This is a genomic window from Kiritimatiella glycovorans, from assembly GCF_001017655.1.
Lineage (GTDB): Bacteria > Verrucomicrobiota > Kiritimatiellia > Kiritimatiellales > Kiritimatiellaceae > Kiritimatiella > Kiritimatiella glycovorans.
Genome location: NZ_CP010904.1, coordinates 1,255,426 through 1,270,771, shown reverse-complemented (window position 1 = coordinate 1,270,771; position 15,346 = coordinate 1,255,426). Strand labels below are relative to the sequence as shown.

Genomic DNA, 15,346 nt, shown 5'->3' with positions numbered 1-15,346 from the left:
GTTCTTCCTCAAAAAAGCAACCCTATCCGCGCACACGCACTCTGGCAAGAGGATCGGAGTCGTACTTCTGAACGATTACGTTTGTCACCACTTTTGAGATCATTAATATATTATCCGCCGACAATCGATCCTCCGGCGGTTCCCGGAGATTAAGAGCAGGATAACAGTCCGCAGAAAAAGGTGATAAAATGGATCAACTATTCGTGACTCCCTGGTTCTGGTGGTTTGCGCCCGCGGCTTCCGTGCTGGCGCTCGTGTTCGCAGGCTACTTTCATCACGACATGTTCAAGTCACCGGCGGGCAACGAGGACATGCAGCGCATCGCGGGTTACGTGCGCGAAGGGGCGATGGCCTATATCCGGCGCCAGTACGGTGTGGTGATCAAGGTATTCGCCGTGCTTTTCCTGCTGCTGGGCGTGCTCGCCGTCTTTCACATCCAGAATCCGTTTGTGCCGGTGGCCTTTCTGACGGGCGGTTTCTTTTCGGGACTGTGCGGGTACATCGGCATGCGCACGGCCACGTCGGCCTCCTCCCGCACGGCGCAGGGCTGCCGGGAGGGATTGAACAAGGGCCTCAAGGTGGCCTTCCGCTCCGGGGCCGTCATGGGTCTGGTGGTCGTCGGCTTCGGGCTGCTCGACATCTGCCTGTGGTACCTGATCCTCGACCGCCTGGTCTACACCCCCGCCAACATGGCCCACGGACTGCATCTCTTCGGCATGACACTGGTCGAGGAGGGCACCACCGCGTCGCAGAAGCTGGTCGAGATGACCACCACCATGATCACGTTCGGCATGGGGGCCTCGACGCAGGCGCTCTTCGCCCGTGTGGGCGGCGGGATTTACACCAAGGCGGCCGACATCGGCGCCGACCTGGTAGGAAAGGTCGAAGCGGGTATTCCCGAGGACGACCCGCGCAATCCGGCGACGATCGCCGACAACGTGGGCGACAACGTGGGCGACGTGGCGGGTATGGGAGCCGACCTGTACGAATCGTACTGCGGCTCGATCCTGGCCACCATGGCGCTCGGGGCGTCGGTCGGCGTGCGCCGCGACATCGGCGAGGCGGTCGGGATGGTGACCGCCCCGATGATCGTGGCCGGGATCGGCGTTCTGCTCTCGATCTTCGGCGTGTTTCTCGTGCGCTGCAAGGAGGGTGCCTCCCAGAAGCAGCTGCTTCGGGCCCTGGCGACGGGTACGCTCACCAGCTCGGCGCTCATCGTCGTGGCGCTCTTCGGAATCTATGCCGCGGGAATGATTCCGCTGGGCGTGGTGTTCTCGGTGGTTGCCGGACTGGTCGCGGGAGTGATTATCGGACAGTCGACTGAATTCTTCACCTCGGCGGAATACAAGCCGACCCGGGGTATCGCCGAGCAGGCGCGCATGGGTCCGGCCACGACGATCATCGACGGACTGGCCGTGGGTATGATGTCGGCGGGCATTCCCGTGATCACGATCGTGCTCGGCATTATCTGCGCGTTCGGATTCGCCGACGGTTTTTCAAATATCGGGATGGGGCTTTACGGGATCGGGTTCGCCGCGGTCGGCATGCTTGCCACGCTGGGCATCACCCTGGCTACGGACGCCTACGGTCCGATCGCCGATAACGCCGGAGGCAATGCCGAGATGTGCGGTCTTCCCCCGGACGTGCGCCGGAAAACCGATGCGCTCGATTCGCTCGGCAATACCACGGCGGCGACGGGTAAAGGGTTCGCGATCGGATCGGCCGCGCTGACCGCGATGGCGCTGCTGGCGGCGTACATCGACGAGGTGAAACTGTGGATCGGGCGTCTGCCGGACGTGGCGGCCAAGTTCGGAGTGCAGGGCGAGACGACGCATCTCGAAATCATGGATTTCGTGGAGATCTACGAGCTGCATATCATGAATCCGCTGCTGATCTGCGGCATCTTTCTGGGCGCCATGATGGCGTTCGTGTTCTGCGCGATGACCATGAAGGCCGTGGGGCGGGCGGCCGGCCTGATGGGCGACGAGGTCCGCCGCCAGTTCAACGAGATCGAGGGCATCCTGGAGGGTACCGGAAAACCCGATTACGCGCGCTGTGTGGAGATCTCCACCCGCGGCGCCCAGCGGGAGATGATCGTGCCCTCGCTGCTCGCGATCGTCGTGCCGATCGCCGGAGGACTCGTGCTCGGCGTACCCGGCGTGCTGGGTCTGCTCGCCGGCGGACTGACCACCGGTTACGTGCTGGCGAACATGCTGAACAACGCGGGCGGGGCGTGGGACAACGCGAAGAAGTATATCGAGGAGGGCGCGCACGGAGGCAAGGGTTCCGACGCCCATAAGGCGGGGGTGGTCGGCGACACGGTCGGCGACCCCTGCAAGGATACCAGCGGTCCTTCGCTGAACATCCTGATCAAACTGATGACGATGGTCAGCGTGGTCTTCACGCCGGTGGTGGTGAAGTTTTCGCCCGCGATCCAGGAATGGCTGAACATCGCGCCGCAGATACTGAAGTGAGATGAAGCCGACGAATCCCGAAGAGGCCCTGAGACAGATGCTCCTGGACGACCCGCGTTACTCGGAGGAGGCGTACCGGTTCGTTCAGGAGGGGTTGTCGTTTACGGCCCGGAAGCTCGAACGGCCGGCGGAAGGGCCCGGGCGCCATATCAGCGGGGCTGAACTGCTGGACGGACTCCGGGAGTACGCGCTGCAGGAATACGGGCCGATGGCCAAAAGGGTGCTGAACCACTGGGGCGTGCATTCCTGCATCGATTTCGGGCATATCGTGTTCAATATGGTCGAGGCGGGCATGCTCGGAAAGACCGAGGAAGACAGCCTTCGCGATTTTGAGGGGGGATACGATTTCGACGAGGCCTTCCGCCGGCCGTATGCCCCCGACAGCCGCTCTACTACGCGTTATCCCTGAGTCCGTGGGCCGGGCGAGAACGTTTTTCCGGGTCGTCCGGGGTTTCACTCCGCGGCGCCGGGTGTAATCTGAGCATGTGATGAGCAAGCCGCCGACCAGCGATCCGCCGCCCTTCCGCACGTACCGCGACTTCATGATCGAACGGTACGGCGGAACACTCCAGCGGATTCCCGTGGATTTCGGCACCGGCTGCCCTCACCGGGCGGAGGACGGTTCAGGGGGATGCACGTTCTGCGCCGAGCACGGCGGGCGGGCGCGCCAGACGCTGCATGCGGCAGGGATCGAAGAGCAGGTCCGGCGTGGTGTGCAGTTCGCGCGCGGACGTTACGGCGGGACCCGCTTCTGGCTGTACGCCCAGACCTGGACTCCGACGCTCGCTCCGCCGGAGGTTCAGCGCCGCTTGTTTGAGCGCGCCCTGGGGGTCTGCGATGCGGACGTCGTATCGGTGGGTGCGCGCCCCGACTGCCTTCCGCCCCCCGTGCTCGATGTTCTGGAAGACCTGGCGCAGGGACGCATCGGTCCCGCCCACCCGCGCGAGGTGTGGGTGGAACCGGGAATCCAGAGCCTTCACGACGCGACCCTGCGGCGGATCCGCCGCGGTCATGATGCGCAATGCGGCCTGGAGGCGATACGCGCCCTGAAGCGGCGCGGGTTCCGGGTGGCCCCGCACCTCATCCTGGGTCTGCCCGGAGAGTCTTTCGAGGGTATGATGGAGACCGTTGAACGCCTGGCCGCGGAGCCGGTCGACGCCGTCAAGCTGCATAACCTGCATGTGATTCGAGGTACGGCGCTGGCGGAGGAATACCGTCGCCGGCCGTTCCCCGTACCCGGCCCGCTGGAATACGCGGAACTGCTGCTCGAGGCGCTGCGGCGTCTTCCGCCGGACCTGCCCGTCATGCGTCTCTGCACGGACACGCCCGGCGAGGAACGGGTCGCTCCGGTCTGGCGGATGAATAAGGGGGCTTTCACGGAACACCTCGTGCGTCTCATGCGGGGACGCGAGGCGCGGCAGGGCGACAGGATCGGTCCGGTTGCGACCTCTTCCGGGACGGAGGCGGGGAAGGGTGACGAAGCGGGTACGACCGGCGATGACGGCAGTGTGACCCGGTGGAACGCGCAGTTCAGCGAGCATTATCACTGTCGGGCCGGGGCGTGGTGGGAGGCGCGCACCCGTTTCGTCGAACCGGCCAGTCCGGAAGGATTCGACGGTTCCGAGGTCAGGGTGCTCGATGTCTGTTTCGGACTCGGATACAACACCCTTGCGGCGCTGATCGAGGCGCGGCGGCGGGGCAGGGCGCGGCGGTTTCGGGTCGACGCGCTCGAAATAGACCGCGGAGCCGTACGGTGGGCCGCGGAACATATACGGCCGCCCGAAGACGCCTCCCTCTGTCCGGATCCGGCTGCGATCCTGCGTGCGCTTTATACATCGGGCCATTGGCGCGACGGGCAGGGCGCGCCGGAGGCCGACATCGCGATGCACTGGGGCGGCGCGCGCGAGAAGGCGCCGCAACTGGATGCAGGCGCGTTCGACCTGATTTTCCACGATCCGTTCTCTACGCAGCGCAACAGCGAGCTGTGGACCGTCGATTTTTTCCGCATCCTGCGGCGCCTGATCCGGCCGGGCGGCCTGCTGCTGACCTACAGCCGTTCGCGTCCGGTGTGCGCCGGCCTCCGGCAGGCCGGTTTCGCTGTCGGCGACCTGGAGTCGCGGCACGCCGTGCTCGCATCGCCCGACCCCGCGCGTGTCGGAGAACCGAGGTTTATGGACCCCGCCGAGACGGGATCCATCCCGTTTCGAGATCCGTGGTTGTGCCGCACCAACCGCGAAGTCCTCCGCGCGCGCGAACGACGGATCCGGCTGTGGAAAAAATGAGGTTATTCGCTTATATTTTCTACCAGTAGAGTAGAGAGGGAGCCACGGGATGAGAGGCGTATAGCCAATGACCGCGGACTGCCCTCCCCCTCGTCGAACCGGACATGCGGATTTCCCGCATCCGGCTCTCGCGGAAGGCATTTGTTGGATGGTTTCACAGGTAGATCAGTCCCATGTTCTTGAAATGCGCGTAGTAGCTCATACCTTCAGGGGGCCAGTAGCCGCGCTGACTGCGTCGTTTCGCATGTCGCGTGAGACGCTGTCGCACGTATCCATTGACGTGGCGGAATGCCACACGCGGATAACCCAGCGAGAAGTAGTTTGCCCATCCTCGCATTTGCATGTTGAGTTCGTCGATCACCGTCGGCAGAGGTTTGAAGCATTGTTCCGGTCCGGTCATCTCCCGAAGCCGATCACGTTCCCGTTGGAGCGCTTTCCGCGACGGTGTCAGGTTCCAGTACCGGCACGGGCGTCCGCCGAGGTCCCGGTCATAGCGGAAGCTATATCCGAGAAAGTCCAGCGTCTGCCCCGGTTCCCGAGCATCGAGTATCCGGGTCTTGTCCCGGTTGATCTTCAGCCCGAGCCACCCTTCTATCTTGGCTTCGATGAACGCTTCGAGTTGCGGACCGATATACCGGGCGAGGACCACGAAGTCATCGGCGTACCTCACCAGTTTGGCCTTCGCCCACCGTGCCGGTCCGTCTTTGCGGTAAAACACCGCATCGAACCAGTGCAGATAGATGTTGGCCAGAAGCGGCGAAATGACCCCGCCTTGCGGCGTGCCCTTGTCGTTGCGCTTCACGGTCGGCGGTTTGCCTTTCTCCGTTTCCTCTACCGGCGCTTTCAGCCACATTCGGATCAGCTTCAGCACGGACCGGTCGGTGACACGCATCTGCACACAAGCGATGAGCTTGTCGTGTGGAATACTGTCGAAATAGCCGGCCAGATCCGCATCATAAACCGCACACCGCCCTTGCCGGAGCTCCTGTCCAATCGCCTTCAACGCATCATGCGCCGAGCGCTCAGGCCGGAACCCATGGGAGCAGTCCTTGAAGTCAGCTTCAAAGATCGGTTCCAATATCAGAACCGTAGCGGTCTGCACGACCCGATCCCGCACCGAGGGTATTCCCAAGGGACGGAGTTTCCCGTTCACCTTCTGGATGTAGACCCGCCGCACTTTTCCAGCACGGTAGGTTCGATCCTTCAGGCTGCGTTCAATATCCGCCAAGAAGGCTTCGACTCCTCCTTGACTCTGTTCGATGTCCTCGATGGTCACACCATCGGGGCCTTCTTTTCCGCCGTTGGCGCGTACATGTTTCCATGCCGCCAGCAGAGTGTCGGCCCGGCCAATGTGGCCATAGAGACTGTAGAAGCGAAACCGCTTCTCCTGTTTGGCCTTCTGACTCAGCTTCTGTCTCAGCGCGGCGAGTTTCGGCGGCAAGAGTCTGTCGTCAATGCGATAGTACTCCGTCGCTTCTTCTGTCATAGGTTTCACCAATCAGTCCCCCGCGCTTCTTACTCAGCTCGTCTTCCGCCGAGACCCCTTCGCTCCACGGGCATTACCCCGCTTCATCACTACTACGAGCCTCTCCGACTCCCGCACGCGATCACCCCCGAGGTTATTGATTCCCCCACGGGCTTGTCGGCTTACCCGACATCACGGCGGGCCTCCCAAGTTCCTGGCTGTTCTTTCTGCGCGCGCCGTCTCTTGTTACCCCGGAGGGCCTTGCCGGTGCATATGACCGTTCCTTCCCGACAAGTGCTGGCTTCATCATATCCGATAGGCTGGCCGCCCTCGACTTGTGTAACGAGGCTGAATCAAGTTCGCTTTCGCTACGGCTCGCGCGTTCGCCTTCCCAGGCTTCGACGCCGGGGTTACCCCCGATCACCGCTGGGTCGGCTACATGTGCAACGATCAATTCACACGACTGACTCCTTTCATTCAGTTAGAAACAGCCAAGCTTTGCTTGGCGCACCGGATTACACCGATGGCACGGATGGGGTCTCGAAGAAATCGGGATTCACATAATTCGTACTCGTACGCGTACTCGGAGCGCCGGAGGCGCGATCCGGGGGATGCGCCCGCGGGGTTACTGCTCCCGGAACCGCTAATGGTCGCGAAGGGACGCAAATGTCAGGAATGGTTGGTTGGAACCCCCTGCCGGAACTTCGAACCTGCCATGTGGTTTTCACCACACAGCAGCAGTTCTCATTATGGCCGCATTCCGACCGCGGACGGCGTGGCAGCCGTCCCTCCCGAGTCGATATCCGACGCATTTTCGGGCATTGGGAGGGTCGGGTGCCACCCCGACCGAAAAGGGTGAAGCCATAATGAGAATCGCTGACCACATAGTTCTGTCAACAGCGGGTCCTCCGGCATAACTTTAAGATACGGATTGCAGGATGCGGTCGATGCGGCGCAGTTCTTCGACGTCAAAAGGCGGATCCTGCGTCGCGGCACAGTTCTCGACCACCTGGTCCGCGCGGCTCGCCCCGATCAGGGCGGAAGTCATACGCGGGTCGCGCAACACCCAGGATACGGCCATCCGGGCGAGGGTCTGGCCCCGCGCGGCGGCGATTTCATTCATTTCGCGCAACGCCTTCTGAATTTTCGCGTCGATTTGTTCCGGGTCGAGGAAGGTGCCTTCGCGCGCCGCCCGTGACCCCTCCGGGATCCCCTCCAGGTATTTCGAGGTCAGCAGGCCCTGCGCCAGCGGGCAGAAGGCGATTGCGCCGATACCTTCATCCTCCAGGGTATCGAACAGTGCATCTTCCGCATCCCTGAGCAGCATGTGGTACTGGACCTGGTGGATCAGGCAGGGGATGCCGGCTTCGCGCATATACGCCGCGGCGGTTCTGGTCTCTTCCGCGGAATAGGACGAGATGCCCGCGTAGAGCGCCTTGCCGCTGTGCACCGCGTGGGCAAGGGCGCCGACCGTCTCCTCGACCGGGGTCCCGGGGTCGGGGCGGTGGTGATAGAAAATATCCACGTATTCGAGATCCATGCGCCGGAGGCTCTGATCGAGACTCGCGATGAGGTATTTGCGCGAACCTCCGTCGCCGTACGGGCCGGGCCACATCGGGAATCCTGCTTTGGTCGAAATGATGAGCTCATCCCGATGACCGGCCAGATCGCGCTGAAGTATTTCGCCGAACCGAACCTCGGCCTCCCCGGGCGGGGGTCCGTAATTGTTGGCGAGGTCGAAGTGCGTGATGCCGTGGTCGAAGGCCGTGCGGATTATTTCACGGGTGTGGTCACGATCGTCGTCCGCGCCGAAATTGTGCCACAGCCCCAGCGAAACCGCCGGCAGGGAGAGTCCGCTGTGTCCGCAGCGGCGGTAGGGCATGGATTGGTAGCGGTCGTCTTCCATAGCGCCTCCTTTTCATGTCTGGCGCAATAATTGCTGTTAAAAATGAACGATTATTATTCGCGGGGTTCTAACCCTGTGAACAACAAGCCCCGCGGGAACGCGATCCGGGGGATGCGCCCGCGGGACTTCTGCTCCCCTGCAACGGGGGGGTCTCCTTTCGGGGGTCTTGCGCCGTGGCTCCGATGAATCTCCCGGAACGGCGCCTTCTATTTACGGGGCGAAGTCTAGAAATCGAAAGGAGCCAATGCAAGCGGCTTCTTTCGCGTATTTCATAGTGACACCCCACCGGCGGAGATCGCGCCCTACCCAAGAGGTGCAGGCCGAACCCGCGCGTGAGGGTAGGGATTCTGCTGGACAGCAGAAGGCCGTCCGCCGTTTTCGTACTCTTACTCGTACTCGTACGCGTACTCGGAGCGCCGAAGGCGCGATCCCACTCCCCCGGTTCAAGGAACTCGAGTACGCGTACCGCTTCGCTGAGTACGAGTACGATATTCACCGGGTGTCCCCATGTGGAACTCAGGCGGAAAAAGTTTGTAGTAGGCCCGCAGGCCTGCGAAGCAGGGCCAGGGCCGTTATCTTCACGCGCCTGGCCGGCCGGGGGCAGACGTGCGGCGCCACTACGAGCGGTATGACGCGCCCCGGCCCTTCGGGCGCTTGCGGCGCTACTACGACCGTTTGCCGTCTCCCATTCCGACTCCGGCATCCTCTGTGACCGCTGTGGTGAATCCCCATCCCGCCTCTTCCCCGAACGGCTCCACCATAAAAATTTACGTAGAACCAAAAAAAAGGCGTTTTCGCCGCCGAACAGGGAAAGACGGGCTAGGGAGGGACGCGGCAAGCCTGCGTCAGGCGCAGGGACGCGAATATCAGAAGTGTATTATTCGCGTGGATTGGCGTTCATTCGCGGTTCAGGCAGGGATTTTTCTTGATCCAAATGGTCGGGGTGACTGGATTCGAACCAGCGACTTCTACGTCCCGAACGTAGCGCTCTGCCAGGCTGAGCTACACCCCGTTTCGGCGATGGCGGAAAAAGCGGCGTTGTACCGGAGAAGGGGGCGGGGTTCAAGTCTATTCAGAAACAGAAAGGCGCGGCCGTTTCAGGGCCGCGCCTTCTTTTACGCCGAAGGGATCGGCAGGCAGGGTTCAGCCCGTTTTGAGGAAACGGATGCCGTAGACTCCGGCGAGTCCTACGAGCGTGTAGACGATCCGGCTGAGCACAGCACTCTGACCGCCCAGCAGGGCCGCGACGAGGTCGAACTGGAAAATGCCCCACAGCCCCCAGTTCAAAGCCCCGATCACAATCAACAGCATCGCAATGAAATTCAATGCCTTCATATGCGACCTCCTTTCTTGCGCTCTACTCTAACCCTATAATGACACAAAGCAAGTGTTATTAAGGGCCGGCCCGGATTTCTCCTGGGGGTCATAAGAATCGGCATCCTTCAACTGCGGCGGAAAAGATGCAGCAGGCGATGGACCGCACGCAGCCGGAGGTCGTCCCATCGCAGCAGCAGATCGCCGATCAGGTCCCTGTGCGACCGGCGGTTCGCATTCGGCCGCACGATCCGGTCCTGCACGACAAACACCAATCGCCACATTCCGAGGTAATGGCGGGCCTGGCCGCGATAACGATGCGGTGAGCGTGTCAGATCGACGGTTTGCAAGCGCTGCCGGCTCTTTTCGATCGCGTATCTCCGCCGCCTCCGCAAGCCGAACACGCCCGCCAGCGAACCGCTCATGAGCACCATGCTGCCGGGTTCGGGAACGGTCTGGGTGATCCAGTCGTTATACTGCGTAAGATCCACCGCCTTCTGACCTGTATATCCGAATGTGCCGTCTTCCCGGATCGTGTTGATCCCGGCCAGCTTCCAGGTTCCGGTCACTTCCACGAATAACCCGCCGCCGGAATCGCCGAAGCCTACACCGCATTCATAGTCCGTGTCACTCAGATCAAATCCCATGCGGACCATTTCGTTGGTCCACCCGTCGCTGCCAATGGTGTAACTCACATTGGTTTCCCGTCCTTCAATAATATTGGACCCCCAGCGTTTGGTTCCCGCGGAGCCGGAGGAATTGTAGTAGTCATTGATTAAGGAAGTTACGGTGCCCGTCTGCCCGTAGCCGATCAGTACACCTGTGGGCTGAGATGAAAAGTCGTTCGTATACAGGGGATAATAGCCCGGAAACGCTTTGTCATAGCGGATGAGGGCAAGATCGGCCTGATTATGATAATTGGTCTGAACGGCGGTGTAGTTGGTCCCGCCGATCGTAAGCGCAGCATTCCCGTCATCGGCCACATGCGCGGCCGTCAGCAGCCAGTATTCGTCAATAGCTACCCCGCTGCCCGGCTGATTGACGTTATACACATAGTCCCACTCGATATCCCACGCGGCGCCGGCGTTCGTAGGTGCGGTTTCCGCCGTGGAGTTATCCTCCGTTACGATGGCAATCGCGGAGGACGCGCTCAGAAGAAAAGCCAAGCCGACCCGCAAAAAAGCTTCTGAAGACTTCATTGTAAATCCCCCCATTCGCAGGGGCATTCTAAAGCAAAAAAAACCTCTCGCCAGCGAAAAGAATCTCTTCGTTTCACTTATTCAAACCGCGGTCTGGCGGCCACGGCGGAGTGCAGGTAGAGGGGTTCCGGATCGTCGAAGGGGGCGTTCGCCGCTTTGCGGACGAGTGCCATTTCTCCGAGCGTCTGTGCCGAAGGGAAACGGGGTTGGGGTAACAGCCCCGCGGGCAGCCCGTCGACGGCAAGCCGTTCGAGCCGTGTCCGGTCGGGCGAGACGATCGGCAGATCGGAGTCAATCTGCGAAGCGACGTTTTCGTAGGGCACCAGGGCAGGGGGGGAGACCTCCTCCGGATTCTCGGCAGGACCGGTGTAGACGGCGAACCAGAGATGACCGCGGCGCGCATCTCCGCAGACCCCGACCCGCCCGGCGCCGGTCTCGGCCAGGAGTTCCGCTGCGAGTACGCGCGTGCTGTTCAGAGCAAACAGCGGGCGGTGATCGGGCAGGGCGGCGGACTGGAATACGGCGAAGGAGGTGCGCAGACCGGAAAAGGACCCGGGCCCGCGGCCGACCGTCAGGAAATCGACCCCCTCCAGACGCTTTCCCGTCTCTTCCAGCAGACGGCGGAGCTGATCGAAGAAGAGCCTGGGACCCCGTCTCTCCTCGGTCCAGGTGCGTTCGGCGCGAAAGCCGTCCTCGTCCGCGAGGGCGATGCTGCCATGCGAGGTGGAGCCGTCGGCGGTCAGCGTGAGCATGGCGCGCCTCCGCGGTCAAAACACAGGATCCGTTCTTCGGGTTCCTTCCCGTAATCAAAGCGAATATGGATGGCCGTGCCGGGAAACGCGTCCGCCGCACGTTCGGCCCACTCCACGACCGTGATGCCGTCCGGCTCCATGTACTGCTCCCATCCGAGGTCGCGCAGCTCCTCCGGGTCCGCGATCCGATAGAGATCGATATGGTAGACGCGCCGCCGGCCGCGGTACTCATTGATCAGCGTGAAGGTGGGGCTGGTTACGGGCTGGTCGACGCCGCACGCCCGGGCGAGTCCCTGCACGAAACAGGTCTTGCCCGCCCCGAGATCGCCGTGGAGGGCCAGCACCGCGCCGTCGGACAGTTCGCGCGCCAGTTCCCCCGCGATCTCACGGGTCTCCTCCGGTCCGTACGAGACCGTTCTGCCGACCGTGCGCTCCGCGTTTCCGTTCTTCATGAATCCACCGGTTTTTCTGCGCCTTCCGTCGCGCGGGGGCAGGGCCCCTTAAGCCGTTCCCTGAAGAAATCCGCCAGCAGGCCGATCTCCGGCAGGCGGAAGTCCGCCCGGGTCGTATCCGGGACGCCGATTCTCACGGTCCGGCAGCCGGCGGCGCGTCCGGCGTCGACATCGCTTTCTTTATCGCCGACCATCCAGGATCGGGACAGGTCGAGCTGCAGTTCGCGGGCCGCCCGGAGCAGCAGACCCGGAAGCGGCTTGCGGCAGAAGCAGGTCCCCGCCAGATGAGGACAGTGATAGACGGCGTCCAGTTTCAGCCCGCGCTCGCCCAGCCCGGCATGCATCTTTGCATGGATGCGGTCCAGATCCGCCTCCGTGATGAGGCCTTTACCGATCCCCTGCTGATTGGTCACCACCACGGCCGCAAAACCGCCGTGCCTGACCGCGCGCAGCGCCTGCACGAATCCTTCCTGCAGCCGGAATCCTGCCGGAGATTCCACGTAGCCGTCGCCGGGCGAGACATTGACGATGCCGTCGCGGTCGAAAAAGACACAGGGACGCCGATTATTCATCCGTCCCCCCGCTTTCCTCCTCCGCCGTCCGTTCCGGCTTCGGTTCGGGAAAGGCGATTTCGCACCTGGCCGGCGCGCTTCTGACCTCCGCTCCGTCTTCGAACCGGGCCACCGCCTGCAGAATATGAACCCCTTCACCGACCTCGCGTTCGTTGAACCGGAACTCGTGTTCGCCGCCGCCTTCCCGCTCGTCGAGAAGCAGCGACCCGCGCATAAGACACACCTTCTGCGGCGGCGTGTCCGAGCGCGTTTCGACGGTCACGGCCACCGCGCCGTCTTCCCGGCCCTCGATGGTGCGGATGACGGCCGAGCGCCCCGCGCGGTCGACCATGAACCCGCCGGTGGCCTCTATCGCGTGCACTACGGGTTTTTTGAGCCGCGCCGCGACCCGCAGTGTATGGAACCCGTCATTCAGTTCGCTTACCGGCAGGCGGTACGTCGAATCCGCATCGAAGTCGCGCCGCAGACGCCCGTCGACGTAGAACGCGAATTCGAAGGAGAGTTTCGGGTGCTGCGGGGCCGCCTGCCCGCGGAGCGTCACGTCCCCGTCCAGCGTCTCTCGGGGAAGTCCGGCGACGCCGACGCGGACAGGCAGCCGCCAGGGACGCGCGAACGGTTCGCCGAGGATAAGCGACTGAAAGGGGCACGCAATCGACTGGTAGAGGGCCTCCATCGCGGTGCATCCCCCGGCGTACATCACGAAGAGGCGGGCGTGCGGGAATTTCGTCCATACGTTGTACGGTTCGGTGACCGTACCGGCGGACGCGGTAACGCCGTTGTTGAGCCACGCGGTGAGCTTGGTCTGGGGGCGTTCGAAGACCGCGGCCCAGCTCGTGAGGTGTTCCGCGACAGCCCCCGGGGCGAACGACTCCACCCGGCCGGGATCGACCGTTTTCGCGCCGGTGAGCAGCCCGATCACGTTCTCCTCGCCGGCGGGAAAGTTGGTCGTGGTCGTCGCCTCGATCCCGAACCGAGCCAGTTCCGTCTGGACCGCCGCGTACTGCCACTCGCGCGGTTTGGATCGATGCTCATCATCCGTGCGCACGAAGTAGATGCCGGAGTCGGGACGGGAGCCGTCCGAGCGGGCTCCCCGGCGGAGGGTTTCCATGACCTGCTCCACGGTGCTTCCGCCCGGGCCGAGGTGGCCCAGCATCATGGCGGGCAGCGGCATGCGGTCGCCGAGCCCTGCGGCGGAGCGGGCGAAGGAAAGGGGAGGGCGGGACCGCTCGCCTTTCGGGGTCGGTCCGCAGAAGAGATGCGAGAGATACTGCCCCTTTTTCACCTTTTCACTCGCGGGGAGATCGTTGCGGGCGAAGGTCAGGCCCGTGATGGAGACATCCGGGGAGGCGGTGACCCGGATGGGGAAATCGACCGAGTACACCCAGGCGAGGAGGTGATCGGCGAGGCCGCGCCGGTCTGCCGCCGCGCGGGCGGGGTCCCAGATATGCCGGGTGAATTCTTCGGGGGCTATGGAGTAGGTGCCCTGCACCGCCTCGGCGGGGACGTCCAGGTACACGATGTTTTCGAAGGGCACCTTGCGGGTCCGGGCGAAAAAATGCCCCACCTTCATCGATGCCGCGGAGTTGCGGTTGATCAGCAGCAGGGTTTCCCCGGGCAGCTGGGCCCGGGCCGCGCCCGTGCAGCCGCAGACCAGGAGCACGGCGAACCACTTCAGCGCTGTCTTCTTGTCGGTCATTGGACTCGGTCCTCCGGCGTCCGCCTTTTGTTGCGCGGCGATCCCTTCACGGGTGCTTCAGCCTAGCAGTCGGTCTGCCGCCGATCCAGCCCCCATTGACTCAGAGAATCAGCATGCAGTCGCCGTAACTGTAAAACCGGTACTGCTCGCGAACCGCTTCGCGGTAGGCCGACAGGATGCGCTCACGCCCGGCGAACGCCGCCATCATCATCAGCAGGGTCGAGCGGGGCAGATGAAAATTGGTCAGGATGGCGTCGATCGACCGGAAGGGGTAGGGGGGATAGATAAACAGCCCGCTCCGGCCTTCCAGGTCGCCTCCGGCGGAGCCCTCCGGGCCCGGGTCAAGCCGGTCCGCCTCGCTCTCCAGCGTGCGAACGACCGTCGATCCGACGGCGATCACACGTCGCTGTGCGTTGCGCGCCGCGGCGATCATCGCCCGTGTCTGCGCCGGAATCCGGTAGCGTTCCTCGTCCATCCGATGCCGCTCGATCCGGGACTCCGTAACGGGGCGGAACGTGCCGAGGCCCACGTGGAGCGTAACCATGGCGCGCTGTACGCCGCGGGCCTCGAGCCGGTCGAGCAGTTCCGGCGAGAAGTGGAGCCCCGCCGTAGGGGCCGCGACGGCCCCGGGCTCGGCGGCGTAGACCGTCTGGTAGCGCGCGCGGTCCTGCCGCACCTGTTCCGATGACGCGTCGCTGCGGTCGATGTACGGCGGGAGGGGGGGCAGGCCGTACTCCTCCAGGATCTCCATCAGGGGGCGGCGATGACGGAGGCGGAGGCGTACGCGGCCGCGTTCGCCGTGTTCCAGCACCGCGGCACGGAGTTCGCCCCCGCAGCACTCCACATCCTCTCCCGCGGCGGGCCGCCGGGAGCATTTCAGCAGCGCCTCCCATTCGCCGGACGGCTGTTCCTCGAGCAACAGCAGCTCGACCTGTCCCCCGGTTTTCTTGTGCCCGAAGATGCGGGCGGGAATCACGCGTGTGTCGTTGAACACCAGCAGATCTCCGGCCTCGAGAAGATCGGGGAGGTCGGAGACCCTGCGATGCCTGAACTCGTCGCGGTCGCGGCGGACCTCCATCATCCGCGACTCGTGCCGGACGGGGGACGGATGCTGCGCGATCCGTTCCCGCGGCAGATCGTAATCGTAGGCCTCGAGCCGTCCCGGATCCGGTGTGGAGTCGTGCGATTTCATAGGGCCTGGCTGCGGACGGCGCGGGGGCGGCCGCACATCCGA

At 63.4% G+C, this 15,346-nt stretch carries 12 protein-coding genes and 1 tRNA gene; 3 read left to right on the top strand and 10 right to left on the bottom strand.

Translation table 11 applies throughout. The annotated features are described in order from the left end of the window. The first annotated feature begins 188 nt into the window (after positions 1-188). The 3 genes from L21SP4_RS05275 to mnmL all read left to right on the top strand — a co-directional run bounded on the left by L21SP4_RS05275 (position 189) and on the right by mnmL (position 4,756). On the top strand, positions 189-2,474 hold the full coding sequence (locus tag L21SP4_RS05275) for a sodium-translocating pyrophosphatase (RefSeq protein ID WP_052881678.1): 2,286 nt from the start codon (positions 189-191) through the stop codon (positions 2,472-2,474). Between the two features lies 1 nt (position 2,475). Continuing rightward, positions 2,476-2,883 carry a Minf_1886 family protein gene (locus L21SP4_RS05270; protein WP_052881677.1) on the top strand — a complete coding sequence of 136 codons (408 nt, stop codon included), beginning with the start codon at positions 2,476-2,478 and terminating at the stop codon, positions 2,881-2,883. A 79-nt stretch (positions 2,884-2,962) separates the two neighbouring features. Beyond that, complete coding sequence (mnmL, locus tag L21SP4_RS05265) at positions 2,963-4,756, top strand: tRNA modification radical SAM protein MnmL/YtqA (protein WP_052881676.1); 1,794 nt, start codon at positions 2,963-2,965, stop codon at positions 4,754-4,756. A 154-nt stretch (positions 4,757-4,910) separates the two neighbouring features. Here the strand turns inward: mnmL and ltrA are convergent, their stop codons facing one another. From ltrA to queA, 10 genes are all read right to left on the bottom strand, one after another. After that, the gene (gene ltrA, locus L21SP4_RS05260; RefSeq protein WP_052880802.1) at positions 4,911-6,242 is read right to left on the bottom strand and encodes a group II intron reverse transcriptase/maturase; all 1,332 of its coding nucleotides are present in this window, start codon (positions 6,240-6,242) and stop codon (positions 4,911-4,913) included. Between the two features lie 898 nt (positions 6,243-7,140). Then, the gene (locus L21SP4_RS05255) at positions 7,141-8,127 is read right to left on the bottom strand and encodes an aldo/keto reductase (protein WP_052881675.1); all 987 of its coding nucleotides are present in this window, start codon (positions 8,125-8,127) and stop codon (positions 7,141-7,143) included. 935 nt (positions 8,128-9,062) lie between these two features. Next, positions 9,063-9,139 (bottom strand) — tRNA-Pro (locus L21SP4_RS05250). Positions 9,140-9,270: 131 nt separating this feature from the next. Next, positions 9,271-9,462 carry a DUF378 domain-containing protein gene (locus L21SP4_RS05245; protein ID WP_052881674.1) on the bottom strand — a complete coding sequence of 64 codons (192 nt, stop codon included), beginning with the start codon at positions 9,460-9,462 and terminating at the stop codon, positions 9,271-9,273. 107 nt (positions 9,463-9,569) lie between these two features. Then, positions 9,570-10,640 carry a trypsin-like serine protease gene (locus L21SP4_RS05240; RefSeq protein WP_160300686.1) on the bottom strand — a complete coding sequence of 357 codons (1,071 nt, stop codon included), beginning with the start codon at positions 10,638-10,640 and terminating at the stop codon, positions 9,570-9,572. A 77-nt stretch (positions 10,641-10,717) separates the two neighbouring features. Beyond that, positions 10,718-11,392, bottom strand: coding sequence for a tRNA (adenosine(37)-N6)-threonylcarbamoyltransferase complex dimerization subunit type 1 TsaB (gene tsaB, locus L21SP4_RS05235; protein WP_052881672.1), 675 nt, complete (start codon positions 11,390-11,392; stop codon positions 10,718-10,720). Then, a complete protein-coding gene (tsaE, locus tag L21SP4_RS05230) occupies positions 11,380-11,844 on the bottom strand; it encodes a tRNA (adenosine(37)-N6)-threonylcarbamoyltransferase complex ATPase subunit type 1 TsaE (RefSeq protein WP_052881671.1) in 465 nt (154 codons plus the stop codon). Before tsaE ends, tsaB begins: the two co-directional genes overlap by 13 nt. Continuing rightward, entirely contained in the window at positions 11,841-12,416 is a 576-nt protein-coding gene (locus L21SP4_RS05225; RefSeq protein ID WP_052881670.1) for a D-glycero-alpha-D-manno-heptose-1,7-bisphosphate 7-phosphatase, read from the bottom strand. Before L21SP4_RS05225 ends, tsaE begins: the two co-directional genes overlap by 4 nt. After that, on the bottom strand, positions 12,409-14,112 hold the full coding sequence (locus L21SP4_RS05220; RefSeq protein ID WP_052881669.1) for a TIGR03790 family protein: 1,704 nt from the start codon (positions 14,110-14,112) through the stop codon (positions 12,409-12,411). Before L21SP4_RS05220 ends, L21SP4_RS05225 begins: the two co-directional genes overlap by 8 nt. Positions 14,113-14,212: 100 nt before the next feature. Further along, entirely contained in the window at positions 14,213-15,304 is a 1,092-nt protein-coding gene (gene queA / locus L21SP4_RS05215; protein ID WP_052881668.1) for a tRNA preQ1(34) S-adenosylmethionine ribosyltransferase-isomerase QueA, read from the bottom strand. Positions 15,305-15,346: the final 42 nt, after the last annotated feature.